Raw genomic sequence first — 15,282 nt, 5'->3', positions numbered from 1 at the left:
GCCTAGTTCATGGCTTGATATGTGGGTATTGTATCACTGTCCGCCGGTGTCGCTTCGTAGACGCCGCGCGCAATTGCCCGGCTGAGACACACCGCACCTGCTGCTGCGATCTGTCCGAACCTATCTATCTCGACCCCGGTGGCGGGTCCGGTCGCAACGCCGAAAACCAAATCGCCGTCGAGGGGCGTATGCGCCGGTACGATCGCCCGCGCCATCCCATCATGTGCTGTGACCGCGAGTCTGTGACATTCGGTTTTTGTCAGGGGCGCATCCGTTGCGACAATCGCGATTGTGGTGTTTGCGCCCGCCGTGGATTGCAGCATCATCGCCTCTTCTTTGCGACTGGGTTCTGGTGTGACGATCCCACCACGAGGGTCAGGCCCAAGCCCGCCGAATTCGCCATTCATCTCAAACGGGGCGGCCCAGAAATGCCTGTCACCGGGTGTTGTGACACTGCCCAATGCGTTGACAACAACCAAAGCACCGACCGTCGTGCCATCTGACAAGATCATCGAGGCAGAACCCAGACCCCCCTTTTGCATGGCCGCCATTGCCCCGGTGCCCGCCCCAGCGGTGCCAAGATCAAAATGCTGTTTGGCGTTGTCCAGTGCGCGCCGCCCAAGGTCACGATAAGGGTTTTCGCCCCAATCCTTATTCCCGCCATTGATCAGATCAAAGACGATTGCGCCGGGCACGACGGGGATACGTATTGCGCCAAGTGGAAACCCGCGCCCCTTTGCACGTAGCCCGTTCATGACCCCTGAACAAGCGTCCAACCCAAAGGCGGACCCACCCGAGAGCACCAATGCGTCAACCTCTTGCACCGTCTTGTCAGGTGCCAGCAGGTCGGTTTCTTTGGTGCCGGGCGCGCCGCCCATCACATGCACACTGGCCGTGAAAGGATGGTCGCCCACCAAAACTGTTGTCCCTGTTTTGATGTGACCATCCTGTGCGTTGCCCACCCGTAGCCCCGCAATATCGGTGATCAAATTGCGCTTGCCCGTCTTATATGCAGCGGCCACCGTCCACCTCCATCGCTATGCCTGTCACCATGCTGGCTTCGTCTGAACACAGGAAACAGGCGGCGTTGCCCATATCCTCTGGTGTGGAAAAGCGGTCCATCGGGATGGTTGACAGGAACTTTGCCCGCATTTCTGGCGTGTCTTCACCCATGAAGGATTTGAGTAACGGCGTGTCACCTGCCACCGGATTGATCGCGTTCACGCGGATGCCTTCCGGCGCGAGTTCGACCGCCATCGTTTTGGTCGCCGTGATCATCCAACCCTTTGACGCATTGTACCAATTTAGCCGCGGTCGTGGAGAAACACCCGCTGTTGAGGCGACGTTCAGAATCACGCCGCCTTGGCGCGATTTGAAATGCGGGACAAATGCCTGTGCCGTCAGGAACACCGATTTCATGTTCACGTTATAGACGCGGTCAAAGTCTCGTTCGGTGACGTCTTCAAGTTGATTGGGCAAATGGGTGATGCCCGCATTGTTCACCAGAATGTCGAGAGAACCTTTGGAAAGCACTATTTCGGCAAGGTTAGACACTGACTTTCCGCTTGAGACATCACAGGCTACGGCCGTGCCGCCAACCTCGGCCGCGATTGTCTCTGCCCCGTCCAGATTGACATCGACGACAAAGACATGCGCGCCCTCGGCCGCAAACTTGCGCGCAATGCCTGCGCCAAAACCAGAGCCGCCCCCTGTCACGATCGCTGTTTTGCCGGTCAGTCGCATGATGCCTCCCCCTTTTTGGAACCGTAGCAACCCTTGCATTAGATCGCCATGCGCAAGTCAGGCAGCTTTGGCGCTGCGGCAATCAGTGTTTGGGTGTACGGGTGTTGCGGCGAGGTGAAAACAGTCTCTGTTTCACCCTGTTCGACGATTTTGCCGGCCTGCATGACCATCACGCGGTCGGTGACCGTGCGCACGACAGACAGATCGTGACTGATGAAAAGATATGCCAAGGGGCGTTTGCGGCAAAGATCGGCGATCAGATCAAGCACCTGGGCGCGGACCGAGACATCAAGCGCTGAGACGGCTTCGTCGAAGATAATCAGTTCAGGTTCGATGATCAGGGCGCGCGCGATGGCAATGCGCTGGCGTTGGCCGCCCGAGAATTCGTGGATGTATTTGTCTGCATCAGTTGGCGACAGGCCCACATCGGTTAGGGCTTTGGCGATGGCGGCGTCACGGTCGACCCCTTTGGGTGGATCGGTGAGGAGATGAAAAGGCTCGGTAATCAGCCGGTCTACGCGGTGACGGGGGTTGAAGCTGCTGTAGGGGTCTTGGAACACGACCTGCATCTTGCGCCGGACGGCAAGATTGGGGTGTTTGCCGGTGAAAACGGGCTCATCATCGAGGCGGATTTCGCCCCCTTGGACGTCCTCCAATCCCAGAATAGCCCGTGTTAGTGTCGATTTCCCACATCCGCTCTCGCCCACTAGCCCAACGCGTTCGCCTTGGTTGATTTGAAAGCTGATATCATACAGCGCGCGGAACTTTGGCCTTGGTCCAAGAAGCGTTTGACGGGCGGCAGGATAGTCACGGATGACGTTTTGGACATTTAGCATTGGCGCAGATGTTACCGCGTCGGGCAAGGAAACAGCATGGGTAGAGGCCGCGAACAATGCTTTTGTGTACGGGTGCTGCATGCTGGCAAGAAGGGCTTGGGTTGCACCAGCCTCAACAACCCGCCCTTTTTGCATCACGACGATTTGGTCAGCGACATCGGCAACGACGGCAAGGTCGTGCGTGATCAGCAGAAGCCCCATATCGAATTCACGCACAAGGTCGCGCAGCAGATCAAGAATGCGGGCTTGGGTCGTGACGTCGAGCGCGGTTGTCGGTTCATCCGCGATCAGCAGTTTGGGGCGCAAGGCGATGGCCATCGCGATCACGACCCGTTGGCGTTGTCCGCCTGAAAGTTCATGGGGGTAGCGTGTCGGCGCAACCCTGAGGCCGACACGGTCCAACATTGCGGCGGCGCGTTTGTGGGCCTGCGCTTTGGTGGTTTTCTCATGGATCAGAATTGTTTCGGCGACCTGAGCGCCAATGGTTTGCACGGGGTTCAGGGCCGTCATCGGTTCTTGAAACACCATGCCCATTGCGTTGCCGCGCATCTGGCAAAGATCGGGTTCTGAGGTTTGCAAAATATCAGTGCCGTCCAGCAGTACCGCACCCTTTGGGGCTGATCCTTGCGGCAGCAACCCCATTACCGCGAGGGCTGTCATGGATTTGCCTGACCCGCTTTCGCCGGTAATCGCCACGATCTCACCCGCCTGCATGTTCAGGTCGATATCATGCAGGATCTGCGTGTCATTGATCGCTAAGGACAGGTCTTTGATCGCAAGCAGTGTCATGTCCGCGCCACCCGGATGCGAGGGTCGAGCCAGTCGCGCAGGCCGTCACCCATCAGGTTGAGACCCAGCACCATCAGCAGGATCGCGAAACCGGGCACCAGCGCCGTGTGCGGTGCGATGCTGACCAACGTTTGCGCGTCGGCCAGCATGCGCCCCCAACTGGCCGTGGGCGGCTGTGCGCCGAGGCCGATGTAGGACAGGGCGGCTTCGGCTAGGATGCCGAGGCTGAATTGGATGGTGCCCTGTACGATCATCAGGTTGGTGATGTTGGGCAGGATGTGTTCGATGGAAATGCGCGTTGCAGATTTCCCGCAGACACGGGCGGCGAGGATGAAGTCGCGTTCCCATAGTGGCAGCGCCGCACCGCGTGTCAGGCGGGCGAAGACGGGGATGTTGAAGATACCGATGGCGATGATCGCGTTGACGGCGGATGCCCCGAAAACGGCGGTGATCAGGATGGCGATGACAAGCGAGGGGAAGGCGAAGACAAGGTCATTGCCGCGCATAATCAGCTCATCCAGTAGTGACCCGTGGCGTGCCGCTGCGAGTAATCCCAACGGGATGCCGAGTGCCATGCCGATGCCGACCGCGACCAGCGCTACGGCGATGGAGGTGCGCGCGCCCATCATGATCATCGACAGGATATCGCGCCCGAAATGATCGGTGCCGAGCAGGTTTGTGGCGTTTGGTCCTTGCAGCTTGTTGGGAATATCCAGCGTTTCGATATCTGCGGGCGTCCAGATGAAAGATACCGCTGCAAGCGCGATAAACACCAGCGTTAGCGCTGTACCGATGATCAGATTTCGGCTCATGCTTTGGTCCTCAGCCGGGGATCGACGGCGGCATAGGCCAGATCGACGAGAAAGTTCACCATGATCACGGTGAAGACCAGCAGCATGACCACGCTTTCCACGACGATCAGGTCGCGCGCGCTGATGGATTGGAAGATGAGGCGGCCAAGGCCGGGGAGGAAGAAGACCTGTTCGATGATGATGCCGCCTGCCAGCAGGAAGGAAAATTGCAGCCCGATAATGGTCAGCACCGGGATCAGCGCATTGCGGACGGCGTGTTTCCAAAGCGCTTGGCGGGCCGAGAGGCCTTTTGCGCGGGCGGTGCGGATGAAATCTTCGCCCAGCATATCGAGCAGGGAGGAGCGCATGACGCGGGCGAGGATCGCCGCTTGTGGCAGGGCCAATGCGATGGCGGGGAGGGTCAGTGATTTGAGGGCTTGGAATGGGTCGGACCAGCCCGGAAAGCCCCCTGCCGAAAACCAACGCAGATTGATCGCGAAGATCAGCACAAGGATCATCGCAAACCAGAAATTCGGGATCGCGACGCCGAGTTGCGTGGCCCCCATGATGGTCACATCTCCCGCGCCGTCCCGTCTGCTGGCCGCATAAATGCCTGCGGGAAAGGCGATGAGTGTTGAGAGGATCAGCGCATAGATGGCGAGGGGGAGGGAGACCCAGATGCGGTCATTTATCAGCTCTGACACTGGTGTTTTATAGGTCCACGACTGGCCAAAATCGCCGCGCAGCAGCCCTGTGATCCAGTCGAGGTAGCGTGTGATCAGCGGCTGATCGAGGCCCATTTCGGCCCGCAATGCGGCAATCGTATCGGGCCGTGCATTGACGCCCAGCATAAAGGCTGCGGGATCGCCGGGGATCACCTCGATCACCGCGAAGATCACGATGGACGCGACGATCAGGCTGATGATTAACGATGCAAGACGGCCCAGCGCATAACGGATCATGGGTGTTCCTCTTCCAGCGCTTCGGCGAAGTTGATCTCGCCTTTGGGTACGATGCTGTTGAAGCTCATGTAGAGGATATATTTGGGGTTCAGGCCCCCGTAGGTCAGCGCGTGATCGTTCGTGAAGCCCATGGGTTCGTAAACAGCCGGGTTCCCCGTCAGCACACATCCTGCCGCGCCCATATCGCGCAACATGTCCAAACCCGTATGCGCCAGTTTTGTACCGATCCCTTGCTTTTGCCTGTCGGCACGCACCGAAATGGGGCCAAGCCCATACCACGCGCCTTCCGCATCGCCTATTTTGGCGGGGGAGAAGGCGACATGCCCGATGATCCCGTCAAGCTCTGCCACCAAGGACAGGGTTAAATCACCGGACGCACGCAGGTCATTGATGATACCGGGTTCGCTGCCGTCGCTGAAGGACATGGGCGCAAAGGCGTCGCGCGTCAGATCATAGATTGCCTGCTGATCAGCATCGGTTTCCGGGCGGATTATCATGCCAACACACTCTTGCCGTGGCCGGTGCCCCATGTCAGAAGTGGTGTATTCTCAGGGCGGGGTGAAATTCCCCACCGGCGGTATGTGGCAACCCCACCAGCCCGCGAGCGCCTTTCACACGAAAGGGTCAGCAGATCAGGTGAGACGCCTGAGCCGACGGTCATAGTCCGGATGAAAGAGAATGCGGAGCGTTGTGTGCCTGTCAGGCGCGCTGCGTGACGTGTGATGCCTTGGGTGACGTGTCGAAGCCAAAAGGAGATCACAGTATGACACTTCCCCAGTTTGCATTCATCAAAGCCAATTGGCATGCCGATATCGTGGATCGTGCGCTTGATGGATTTTTGAGTGAAATTCCCAGCCAGCAGGTGACCGTCTACGACGTCCCCGGCGCGTTTGAGATGCCGATGCTGGCGCAAAAGCTGGCTTTGACCGGCAGATATGATGCGATTGCTTGCGCTGCGCTGGTGGTTGATGGCGGGATTTATCGGCATGATTTCGTGGCAAGCGCTGTTGTTGATGGTCTGATGCGCGTGGGCCTTGATACCCAGGTGCCTGTGCTGTCGGTCAGCCTGACACCACACCAATTTCAGGAAACCGATCATCATATCGCGATTTTCCGCGACCATTTTGTGCAGAAGGGGAAAGAGGCCGCACTGGCGGCCAAGGCATTGGCCGATTTGCAGCCAAGTGCAGAGCGTGCCGCCTGATCTGGTCATGCCGTCAGTTTTGTGGCGGCATAATCATCCATTGCCGACAAAACTGCGGCGCGTGACCGCCGCGCGCCGGTTTGCAGGTATTCCATCGCGCGCAGCGATGCCTCATGCGCCTCTATGCTGGAACCGCCAACGCAGTCTTCGATGACGCGGCAGAAGTAGTCAGACTGGTGTCCGTCCACGAAAGTGTAGTGGACGCAGACATCTGTCAGCCCGCCGCACATCAGCAGGGTGTCTACGTTGAGGCCACGCAGAAGGATCTCAAAATCAGTGCCGAAGAACGCGGAATAGCGCCGTTTCGGGACGATATAGTCGGTGGGCCGATAGCCCATTTCTGCCTTGGCGATTGCGGTCTTGGGGTTGTCTTCGAGACAATGGATATCCTCATCCCCGTCCAACTCGCGTCCGAAATCAATCAGATCGGGGCGGTGCACCTCTTGGATGAAAATCACCGGGATGCCGGTGTCATGCGCTTTGTCGATGACTGCGCGCGCGGCCAGCATGCGGTCTTTGTAGCCCGGCATATTGTCGATGGAGCGCACGACGCTGTCATCAATGAAGGTGCTGGCCTGAATGTCGATGACAATCAGGGCCGGCTTACCTTCGATCAATGCGCGTTTGGGGGTGTTTGCGTTGGCCAATCAGTTGCCCCACGACACGCCGGTCAGGTCAACGGCGGCGGTGGGTTGGTTGACCCAGAGCCCGTTGATGTCGGCTTTGGCCACGGTGGCGACGGCCAGTTCAAAGAGGTATCCGTTCACGTAATCCTGTGAGATGATCGTTTGCGCTTGTGCCAACAGGTTGCTGCGTGCAGCAGGGTCTGTTGTTGCGTTGAGCGTTTCCATCAGCGCTTGGAAGTCTGGGTTGTCGTATTGAAAGTAATAGTCGGGGTTGGCGTAGATCCCGATATCCATCGGCTCGGTATGGCTGACGATGGACAGGCCAAAGTCCTTGTTTGTGAACACCTCTTCGATCCACTGCGCCCATTCGAGGTTCGTGATTTCGGTCTCAATCCCGACGGCGCGCAGTTGCGATGCGATAATTTCGCCACCGCGCCGTGCGTAGGAGGGGGTGGCAGTTTGAGCGTGGTGGTAAAGCCATCGGCAAAGCCTGCCTCGGCCAGCAATGCGCGGGCGAGGTCTGGGTCATGCGGCGAATTCCCCAGCAGATCGACGTAATCGGGGTTATGTGGTGCGAAATGCGTGCCGATGGGCGTGCCCAGCCCGAACATGGCACCGTCGATGATCGCTTGGCGGTCAATCGCATGGGCCACGGCCTTGCGTACGCGCACGTCATTGAAAGGCGGCATCATGTTGTTGGTGGACAGGATCGTTTCGCCTTCGGTATTGCCGACAAGGACTTGGAAACGCGGATCAGCCTCGAACTGTGGCAGGTTTTCGGGGGCGGGGAAGCCGATGAAAGCATCCACATCCTCGGCCATCACAGCGGCGAAGGCGGCTGTCGGGTCAGCGATGAAGCGGAACGTGGCACTGTCCAGTGCGGGCGCTGGCCCCCAGTAATCAGGATTGCGCGTCAGCTCCAACCGGTCGCCCTGCACCCAATCTGTGAAAGTGAACGGGCCGGTGCCGATAGGGTTAGAGGCGATGGTGTCGATGCTTTCAGGGGCCACGATGACCGCATCCCCCCACGCCATGTTGAACAGGAAGTTGCCGTTGGGCTGGTCCAGTGTGACCTGCACGGTCAGCGGGTCGATGACGGTGACATCAGTGATCCCGGCAAAGAGCCCCTTTTGGGCATTGGTGCTATCCTCGGCCCGTGCGCGATCAAGGCTGAATTTCACATCCTCGGCGTCCATCGTGGTGCCATCATGGAAGGTGACACCAGCGGCGAGGTTGAAGGTATATACCAACCCGTCGTCCGAGATATCCCAGCTTTGCGCCAGCCCCCGAATGATTGCGCCATCGGCGTCAAACCGGGTCAGCCCCTCGAACACATTGGCGTAAAGCACGCTGTCAATCGCCTGCGCGGCCCCGCCTGTGGGGTCAAGGTTCGGGGGTTCCAACTGGATCGCGACGGTGATGCTGTCTTGGGCCAGCGCGCCGGATGCGCAAAGAATGACGGCGGTGGATGCGGCGATTTTCTTGATATCAAGCATAGTCTTCCCCCTTTGACTGATAGCACTCTTGTCGCAACGTATCGTCAAATCAAGTGCTTCGCGCTGGAAAGGGTCGGTTTCGGCTGCTATCCCGCTGCCATCAAAGATGGAGCCAAACATGAGTGCCACCGCCAAGAAACGTGCCCCAATGCCCGATGATATCCGTGCAGCCAAGGGTGGCACACCGCTGGTCAGCCTGACCGCATACACCACGCCGATGGCGCAGATGATGGATGAACACTGCGACTTTGTGCTTGTCGGTGACAGCGTGGGGATGGTGCTGCATGGCTTGCCATCGACCCTTGGGGTGACGATGGAGATGATGATCTTGCATGGGCAGGCGGTCGCACGGGGACTGACCTCTGCAATGATGGTGATTGATATGCCCTTTGGGTCGTATGAGGAAAGTCGCGAACAGGCGTTTCGCAATGCTGCCCGGCTGATGTCTGAGACCGGGGCGGGTGCAGTGAAGCTGGAAGGCGGTGTCGCGATGGCCGATACGATTGCGTTTTTGGTCGCCCGCGGCATTCCGGTGATGGCCCATATCGGGCTGACGCCGCAGTCAATTAATACGCTTGGCGGCTATAAGGTGCAGGGCCGTGGTGCGGCGCGCGATGCGGCTTTGGCCGATGCGGATGCTGTGGCGCGGGCGGGGGCCTTTGCTGTGGTGTTGGAGAAGGTGCCGCAAACGCTGGCTGATGAGATCACCGCACGCGTTCCGATTCCGACGATTGGGATTGGGGCCAGTGCGGGGTGTGACGGGCAAATATTGGTCGTGGACGACATGCTGGGCCTGTTCACCGCGTTCAAAGCGAAGTTCGTGAAACGCTACGCCCATCTGGGCGACGATGGTGCGGCGGCTATTGCAGCCTATGCCGCTGACGTCCGCGCGCGTGTGTTTCCGGCGGAAGAGCATGTCTTTGCGGATGAGGCTCCATCAAAATGATCGCACCCATTGAACGAAGCTTGGCGGGGCTGCGCCAGCAGACAGCACTTTGGCGCAAAGCGGATGAGACCATCGGCGTTGTCCCTACCATGGGCGCTTTGCATCAGGGCCATTTGTCCTTGGCGCGCGCGGCGCGTGAAAAATGCGACCGGGTCATCGTGACGATCTTTGTGAACCCCAAGCAGTTTAACGATCCTGATGACCTTAAGAACTATCCGCGGACCGAAGAAGAGGATGCGCGCAAGCTTGAGTCGATTGGTGTGGACCTGATCTATGTGCCCGAGCCGGATCAGATTTATCCTGACGGTTTTGCCACCACTGTTTCGGTGTCCGGTCTGACCGATATGCTGTGCGGCGAAAGCCGCCCGGGGCATTTTGACGGGGTGGCGACAGTGGTCTCGAAGCTGTTCATCCAGACATCTGCTGATTATGCCTTCTTTGGTGAGAAGGACTATCAGCAATTGCAGATCGTGCGGCGGATGGCCCGCGATCTAGACTTGGCCGTCGAAGTTGTTGGGTGCCCGACAATCCGCGAAGAGGACGGGTTGGCGATGTCATCGCGCAACTTGCTCTTGTCAGACAGGTCGCGGGTCTATGCGCCGATCTTGGCCGAAGTGATGGAAGACATGCTGGGCAAACTGCGTGCTGGAGCAACGATGACTGACGTGTTGCCAGATGCCACCGCGCGGATCATGGCGGCTGGGTTCAACGACATCGACTATCTGGAATTGCGTGATGGTGGGGACTTATCGCTTTTGGATCAGGCAAAGCCAGACGCGCGTTTGTTCGCGGCCGCTTGGCTCGCGGGTGTGCGGCTGATTGATAATATCGCGGTGTAGGGCGGGTTTACCCCGAGGTGATAGATTTACCGGCGGCCACCGATCAGCGCAAATATCTGAAGTGGCTGGGTTGGCTGTCCATAACGTGTTAGGCTTTGCTGCATAGTATCGCTTGCGAAGAAGGACATATGGAATGATCGCTTACGTCACAGTTGGCACTGACGACATCGCGCGGGCCAAGCGGTTTTATGGGGCGTTTTTGTCCGCGCTCGGCTATGAGTTATCAGAGGGTCCCGAGGGTCTAAGTTATGTGTTACCGGTTGCGCCGGGGCAGTTGCCGGTCTTGCCCGATTTCTACGTGAAGCCGACCTTTGATGGCCGTCCTGCGTCGGCTGGGAACGGCGCTATGGTTGCGTTCGAGGCGCGCAATCAGAGACAGGTGCGCGATTTGCATGCTGCCGCAATTGCCGCTGGCGGTTCCGACGAGGGGCAGCCGGGGTTTCGGGCAAGTTATGGCCCGCGATTTTATGTGGGATATCTGCGCGACCCGCAAGGCAACAAGATTGCGCTGTTTTCCAGTAACCCCGATGAACCCGGACGCGACGGATAGGGGCAACCCGGACCGTTACAACGCTGGCAGCAAAATCCTCTTCAACGCCCCTGCCATGATCTGCGCGCTGTCGATCATGTCGTCGACGCCAACGTATTCGTCCGGCTTGTGCGCCAGTTCCAATATCCCCGGCCCGTAGGCGATGCAGTTCTTCAGCTTCCCGATCCGGTCGATGTGTTTTTGGTCGTAGGTGCCGGGGGAGGCCACGAATTCGGCGGGTTTGCCGAGCACCTTTTCGATTTCAGCTGCAACGGTTTGCACGACGGGCGCTGCGCGGTCGGTCATGCTGGGTAGCACCACGTTGATTTCGCGCATCTCATAATCGAACCGGTCGCGGTTTGCTTTGAGCCCTTCGAGGAGTGCGCGCACTTCGCCGCGCACATCGTCCACGTTTTCCTCTGCCAGAAAACGTCTGTCGATCACGATCCGGCAGCTATCCGGCACGCAATGCGCGGGCAGGCCGGTGTAATCATCAGCCTGTTCGGCTTGCCCGCCGTGGATCGAGTTGATGTTCATTGTTGAAGATCGCGCGCCTTCGGGCACCACGGGCATATCGGTTGTCCGGGCGGCCATTGCGGGGTAGAGCTTGTCTTCGAATTCGGTCAGCACGGCCCCCATATGCCGGACGGCGCAGTCGCCAAGGAACGGCATGGAGCCATGTGCGATTTCGCCAAAGGTTTCGATTTCCGCCCACCAGCCGCCCCGATGCCCGAGGCACACGCGGTCTTTGTTCAGCGGTTCGGGGATGATGACGTGTTGCACACGGGCAGGATCGAAATACCCCTTTTCTGCAAGGTAGGCGACGCCGCCATAGCCACCGGATTCCTCGTCCGCTGTGCCCGAGATTTCAATCGCTCCGCCGAAGTCTGGATGGGTGGCGACAAATGCCTCTGCCGCGATGATGGATGCGGCCAGCCCGCCCTTCATGTCGCAGGCCCCACGTCCGAAGATTTTGCCGTCGCTGAGCTCGCCGCCAAAGGGGTCTTTGGTCCAGCCGTGGCCAACCTCGACCACGTCGGTATGGCTGTTGAAGTGGACGCAATCGCCGGGCCGCGTACCCGAACGCCGCGCCACGATGTTCCAACGCGGATATTTGTCGCTGTCGCCAGGCGCGCCGCGCGCGCGTATCAGTTCGGTCTGAAACCCCGATTGACGCAGGCGCCGGTCAAGATATTCGCAGACCTCGCGGTAACAGTCGCCCGGTGGGTTCAGCGTGGGTATGCGGATCAGGTCCTGTGTCAGCGCGATCAGATCGTCGCGCCGGTCAGCGACCGCCTTTGCCAGTGGGTTTGGTGCATCCATTCCCCAACTATCGGCCAAGGATCAGGCGCCCGCAATAGGCTCGGGGTCAGGCCGGATCGGTTGTTGCAGCATCGAGGACAGGAAGCCGGTTGTAATTACCTGCACGCCCAGTGAGGCGCAAACAACGGATAGTGCCGCCGGGCGCACAATATCGCTGGCAACCATATCGCCAAAGCCGGTGGCACCCCAGCTGAAGACGCCTGCTAAAACCGCGATGAGTGCGACCAGCAGCAGGATCGCGCCCACAACACAGGCGTTGTCGACCGAGATTTTGCTGCGGAACCGTTCGTATCTGGCTGATGACGGCAGCAAATTGAAGCGGACCGCGAAGATGCGCGTGAGTACGTGGAAACAGACCATCTGAAATCCGGTGAGGATCAGCGCACTTGCCAGGATCATTGTGGCCACATCGAAGCTTACACCGCCAATGGTGACAGGTCCGAACATGAGCGCGCCAAAGCTGACCAGTCCGATCCCGAAAAGCGCAAGGCCGGGATAGTAGAACAACCAATAGGGCGCGAAGGTCAAAAGTAGTTTGAGGTGCAGCCAGCCATCCCGCCAGCTCCGCAGATGCGGGGGCCGTGATCGTCCGTCAGGTTTCAGCGTTGTTGGCACCTCGCGGATGTCGAGGCCAAAGAGCGTGGAGCGGATCACCATTTCGGACGCAAACTCCATGCCTGGTGTATTGAGATGCAAACCAAGAATGGCTTCGCGGTTAAAACCACGCAGGCCGCAGTGGAAATCGCCGATAGGGGTGCGGTAAAAGACCTGACCCACAGTCGAAAGAACCGGGTTGCCCAAATAGCGGTGCAGCGGCGGCATCGCGTTTTTCGCAATCCCACCCTTGAAGCGGTTGCCCATAACCAGATCAGCCCCGTCGCGCAGCTGTTCAACAAAGGGGTCAAGGTTCGAGAAATCATAAGAGTCGTCGCTGTCGCCCATGATCACGAACCGCCCCTTAGCGGCGTCGATCCCGGCACCCAGAGCGGCACCATAGCCTTTGATCGGCACATCGACGACCTGCGCGCCCAAGCCCTTTGCAATGTCTTGACTGCCGTCCGTAGACCCATTGTCCGCGATCAGAACTTCGCCATCCACACCAGAGCGCTCAAGATAGTCGAAAGCCTTTATAATACAGGTCTCTAGCGTCTCGGCCTCGTTTAGACAGGGCATCAGGATAGTGAGTTCAGTCATTGCATTTCGCTTGGATTAGACACGTTTCAGAAACGCTGGTAGCGGGCAAATGGGGCGCAATTCAGGCCGTGGTGAGCCCTCCCTTTGGCATGTCGCGACCTTTGTGCAACAGCTTTTTGTGGGCATTTGTCGCCCTATTTCAAACAATGTTGCCCTTTATGCGCCGATGCTAAGTCACGGCCAGATTGATCGAGGTTCTTCATCCTTATGCAAAGCCAAGCAGTTTTACGTTTGTTACTTGCGCACCCGTTCCGTGCCGCACTGGGGTTTTCCTTGCTGCTCGTCCTTGGGAAAGCCTTGGCTGATGGCATAATGATGCATGAGAATTTTGCCAAGAGAGGTAATGACGACATAATGCGCCTGTTGTCGGTGCGTGATTGGATCGGGGGACAGGGCTGGTACGATGTAACGCAGTATCGTCTGTTGCCGCCCGAGGGGGTGCCGCTGCATTGGTCCCGTTATATTGATCTGGGCATCGCGGCATTCATCGTACCGCTTTCGTGGTTCATGCCAATGGAAACAGCCGAGCTGATCGGTGCCGCGATCTGGCCAACTGTCATCCTTTTGCTGACGATTTTTTTGATTGGCTTTGGCACTCAGCGCATCTTTGGTAAGCTTCCGGCGTGTTTCGCGGTGCTCTGTGTCACGCTGTGGCCAGTGACGGCGGATTTGCATGCGGCACCGGGCAATCTTGATCACCACAATGTCCAACTCTTGATGATGGCCATTCTGGCCTTTGCTGTGATATGGCCCACCCGCCCCGTTGCCGCTGGCGTTATTGGCGGCATTGCCGCTGCTTTTTCACTCGCGATTGGGCTTGAGAGCTTGCCTTTCATTGTGGGTGCCGGTGTCGCCTTTTTTGTCCGTGCACATTTTGTTGCGACGCCGATGTCGCGCAAGCTTTTGGTCGTGTTTAGCGTCTCGCTTGGCATTGCATCGGTGCTGTTGATGATGGGCCAGACGGTGCCAAGTCGATGGGCCTTGCCGGTCTGTGATCAGCTTGGCGCACCGGCGCTGTCGTTGGTCGCGACTGCTGCTGTGGCCAGCGTTGTTCCTATCGTATTGCAGCGTTGGCTTCCTGCGACCGTCATGCAGGTGGGTGCAACGGTGGTCATGACAACTGTAGGTATTGTTCTGGCATGGCCGCTGTTGTCGGTATGTCTGGATGGACCTTACGGTGATCTTCCGATGGTGCTGCAGGACATCATCAGAGAACGTATCCCTGAGGCAAAAACCTTGCCGCTTTATATGCGGACCGAGTTGGTAACGGGTCTTATCTACAGCTTGCCCATCGTTGTATCTTTGTTTTTCGGTTTGTTAATCTGGGTGTCATCTCTACGGACAAAGTCTGAGCTGGAAGGGCGAAATCAGGCGCTAGGACTTTTGCTGATCCTGTGCATGTTTGGCTTTGCGATGATGTTCCTTCAGGTGCGCACCGTCATTATGGTTGCCGCGACTGTGCCAGTAATTGGCGGCATTGTTGTTGCACATTTCTTGACCGGTTATCTGCAGAACCGCGACCTGGGTCAGGGGCTGATGGCTATCGCAGTTGCGACCATTATCACGTCGCCCGTGCTTATACTGAGCCCTATTGCGCCCTTGATTATGAAGGACAGAAGCGAGGTTCTAACCTCATCCTTTGCTGCGGATTGCCGGAGCTACGCATCCTTGACGTCACTGAATGAGATCCCACCGGCTGTTGTACTGACCCAGAGCAAATTTGGCCCCGGGATGATTTGGGCAACCCATCATCAGGGGGTCGCCGCACCGTATCATCGCAGTGCAGCCTCACTCGGCAATGGTGTGCTGCCCTTCATGATGGAGAGTGCTGAGATGGCCGATTATGTTCGGAATTCTGGTGCGACCCATCTACTGCTTTGCCGTGGTTTTAACTATGACAGCGACTTTGTTGACGATCTTGCCAACGGCGGGTCTGCCGACTGGCTGCGCCAAGTTGCGCTGAGCGACGATGCACAGATGTTGTTTGAGGTCTTGCCGGAATGA

Annotated in this window: 14 protein-coding genes, 1 pseudogene and 1 riboswitch; of the genes and pseudogenes, 5 read left to right on the top strand and 10 right to left on the bottom strand. The window is 58.3% G+C overall.

The window, feature by feature from the left end; all coding sequences use genetic code 11:
- Window positions 1-2: 2 nt before the first annotated feature.
- Genes ACZ1G5_RS08295 through ACZ1G5_RS08270 form a run of 6 tightly spaced genes read right to left on the bottom strand, consistent with a single transcriptional unit; the run spans window position 3 to window position 5,618 of the window.
- On the bottom strand, window positions 3-1,022 hold the full coding sequence (locus ACZ1G5_RS08295) for a P1 family peptidase (RefSeq protein WP_472732386.1): 1,020 nt from the start codon (window positions 1,020-1,022) through the stop codon (window positions 3-5).
- Window positions 1,006-1,743: a glucose 1-dehydrogenase gene (locus ACZ1G5_RS08290; RefSeq protein ID WP_472732385.1), complete on the bottom strand. Its 738-nt coding sequence runs from the start codon at window positions 1,741-1,743 to the stop codon at window positions 1,006-1,008. Before ACZ1G5_RS08290 ends, ACZ1G5_RS08295 begins: the two co-directional genes overlap by 17 nt.
- A gap of 38 nt (window positions 1,744-1,781) precedes the next feature.
- A complete protein-coding gene (locus tag ACZ1G5_RS08285) occupies window positions 1,782-3,368 on the bottom strand; it encodes an ABC transporter ATP-binding protein (RefSeq protein WP_472732384.1) in 1,587 nt (528 codons plus the stop codon).
- Complete coding sequence (locus tag ACZ1G5_RS08280) at window positions 3,365-4,180, bottom strand: ABC transporter permease (protein ID WP_472732383.1); 816 nt, start codon at window positions 4,178-4,180, stop codon at window positions 3,365-3,367. Before ACZ1G5_RS08280 ends, ACZ1G5_RS08285 begins: the two co-directional genes overlap by 4 nt.
- Window positions 4,177-5,121 (bottom strand): ABC transporter permease, encoded by a 945-nt coding sequence (locus ACZ1G5_RS08275; protein ID WP_472732382.1) that lies wholly within the window; start codon window positions 5,119-5,121, stop codon window positions 4,177-4,179. Before ACZ1G5_RS08275 ends, ACZ1G5_RS08280 begins: the two co-directional genes overlap by 4 nt.
- On the bottom strand, window positions 5,118-5,618 hold the full coding sequence (locus tag ACZ1G5_RS08270) for a GNAT family N-acetyltransferase (protein ID WP_472732381.1): 501 nt from the start codon (window positions 5,616-5,618) through the stop codon (window positions 5,118-5,120). Before ACZ1G5_RS08270 ends, ACZ1G5_RS08275 begins: the two co-directional genes overlap by 4 nt.
- Before the next feature lie 43 nt (window positions 5,619-5,661).
- Window positions 5,662-5,805, top strand: a riboswitch (FMN riboswitch).
- 79 nt (window positions 5,806-5,884) lie between these two features.
- Between ACZ1G5_RS08270 and ACZ1G5_RS08265 the strand changes: the two genes are divergently transcribed.
- A complete protein-coding gene (locus ACZ1G5_RS08265; RefSeq protein WP_472732380.1) occupies window positions 5,885-6,325 on the top strand; it encodes a 6,7-dimethyl-8-ribityllumazine synthase in 441 nt (146 codons plus the stop codon).
- Window positions 6,326-6,330: 5 nt separating this feature from the next.
- Here ACZ1G5_RS08265 and ACZ1G5_RS08260 read toward each other — a convergent pair whose 3' ends face one another.
- Both ACZ1G5_RS08260 and ACZ1G5_RS08255 read right to left on the bottom strand, forming a co-directional pair.
- Window positions 6,331-6,972 (bottom strand): cysteine hydrolase family protein, encoded by a 642-nt coding sequence (locus tag ACZ1G5_RS08260; RefSeq protein ID WP_472732379.1) that lies wholly within the window; start codon window positions 6,970-6,972, stop codon window positions 6,331-6,333.
- Window positions 6,973-8,447 (bottom strand): annotated as a pseudogene (locus tag ACZ1G5_RS08255) (ABC transporter substrate-binding protein).
- A 118-nt stretch (window positions 8,448-8,565) separates the two neighbouring features.
- Here ACZ1G5_RS08255 and panB point away from each other — a divergent pair.
- The 3 genes from panB to ACZ1G5_RS08240 all read left to right on the top strand — a co-directional run bounded on the left by panB (window position 8,566) and on the right by ACZ1G5_RS08240 (window position 10,782).
- A complete protein-coding gene (gene panB, locus ACZ1G5_RS08250) occupies window positions 8,566-9,393 on the top strand; it encodes a 3-methyl-2-oxobutanoate hydroxymethyltransferase (RefSeq protein WP_472732378.1) in 828 nt (275 codons plus the stop codon).
- Complete coding sequence (panC, locus tag ACZ1G5_RS08245) at window positions 9,390-10,232, top strand: pantoate--beta-alanine ligase (protein ID WP_472732377.1); 843 nt, start codon at window positions 9,390-9,392, stop codon at window positions 10,230-10,232. Before panB ends, panC begins: the two co-directional genes overlap by 4 nt.
- Before the next feature lie 133 nt (window positions 10,233-10,365).
- Window positions 10,366-10,782, top strand: coding sequence for a VOC family protein (locus ACZ1G5_RS08240; protein ID WP_472732376.1), 417 nt, complete (start codon window positions 10,366-10,368; stop codon window positions 10,780-10,782).
- Between the two features lie 15 nt (window positions 10,783-10,797).
- Here ACZ1G5_RS08240 and ACZ1G5_RS08235 read toward each other — a convergent pair whose 3' ends face one another.
- Window positions 10,798-12,084, bottom strand: coding sequence for an acetylornithine deacetylase/succinyl-diaminopimelate desuccinylase family protein (locus ACZ1G5_RS08235; protein WP_472732375.1), 1,287 nt, complete (start codon window positions 12,082-12,084; stop codon window positions 10,798-10,800).
- Between the two features lie 21 nt (window positions 12,085-12,105).
- Complete coding sequence (locus ACZ1G5_RS08230; RefSeq protein ID WP_472732374.1) at window positions 12,106-13,278, bottom strand: glycosyltransferase family 2 protein; 1,173 nt, start codon at window positions 13,276-13,278, stop codon at window positions 12,106-12,108.
- Between the two features lie 207 nt (window positions 13,279-13,485).
- On the opposite strand from ACZ1G5_RS08230, the gene ACZ1G5_RS08225 reads away from it, so the two are divergent.
- Window positions 13,486-15,282, top strand: coding sequence for a hypothetical protein (locus ACZ1G5_RS08225; RefSeq protein ID WP_472732373.1), 1,797 nt, complete (start codon window positions 13,486-13,488; stop codon window positions 15,280-15,282).

Source organism: Yoonia sp. JB2-21 (assembly GCF_055693545.1).
This window is presented reverse-complemented; position numbering and strand designations above follow the sequence as displayed.

Bases quoted from the DNA above. Each gene is read 5' to 3' on its own strand.
- ACZ1G5_RS08240 (WP_472732376.1), top strand. From the start codon at position 10,366: ATGATCGCTTACGTCACAGTTGGCACTGACGACATCGCGCGGGCCAAG.
- panC (WP_472732377.1), top strand. From the start codon at position 9,390: ATGATCGCACCCATTGAACGAAGCTTGGCGGGGCTGCGCCAGCAGACA.
- ACZ1G5_RS08225 (WP_472732373.1), top strand. From the start codon at position 13,486: ATGCAAAGCCAAGCAGTTTTACGTTTGTTACTTGCGCACCCGTTCCGT.
- ACZ1G5_RS08290 (WP_472732385.1), bottom strand. From the start codon at position 1,743: ATGCGACTGACCGGCAAAACAGCGATCGTGACAGGGGGCGGCTCTGGT.
- ACZ1G5_RS08265 (WP_472732380.1), top strand. From the start codon at position 5,885: ATGACACTTCCCCAGTTTGCATTCATCAAAGCCAATTGGCATGCCGAT.
- ACZ1G5_RS08280 (WP_472732383.1), bottom strand. From the start codon at position 4,180: ATGAGCCGAAATCTGATCATCGGTACAGCGCTAACGCTGGTGTTTATC.
- ACZ1G5_RS08275 (WP_472732382.1), bottom strand. From the start codon at position 5,121: ATGATCCGTTATGCGCTGGGCCGTCTTGCATCGTTAATCATCAGCCTG.
- panB (WP_472732378.1), top strand. From the start codon at position 8,566: ATGAGTGCCACCGCCAAGAAACGTGCCCCAATGCCCGATGATATCCGT.
- ACZ1G5_RS08285 (WP_472732384.1), bottom strand. From the start codon at position 3,368: ATGACACTGCTTGCGATCAAAGACCTGTCCTTAGCGATCAATGACACG.
- ACZ1G5_RS08235 (WP_472732375.1), bottom strand. From the start codon at position 12,084: ATGGATGCACCAAACCCACTGGCAAAGGCGGTCGCTGACCGGCGCGAC.
- ACZ1G5_RS08270 (WP_472732381.1), bottom strand. From the start codon at position 5,618: ATGATAATCCGCCCGGAAACCGATGCTGATCAGCAGGCAATCTATGAT.
- ACZ1G5_RS08230 (WP_472732374.1), bottom strand. From the start codon at position 13,278: ATGACTGAACTCACTATCCTGATGCCCTGTCTAAACGAGGCCGAGACG.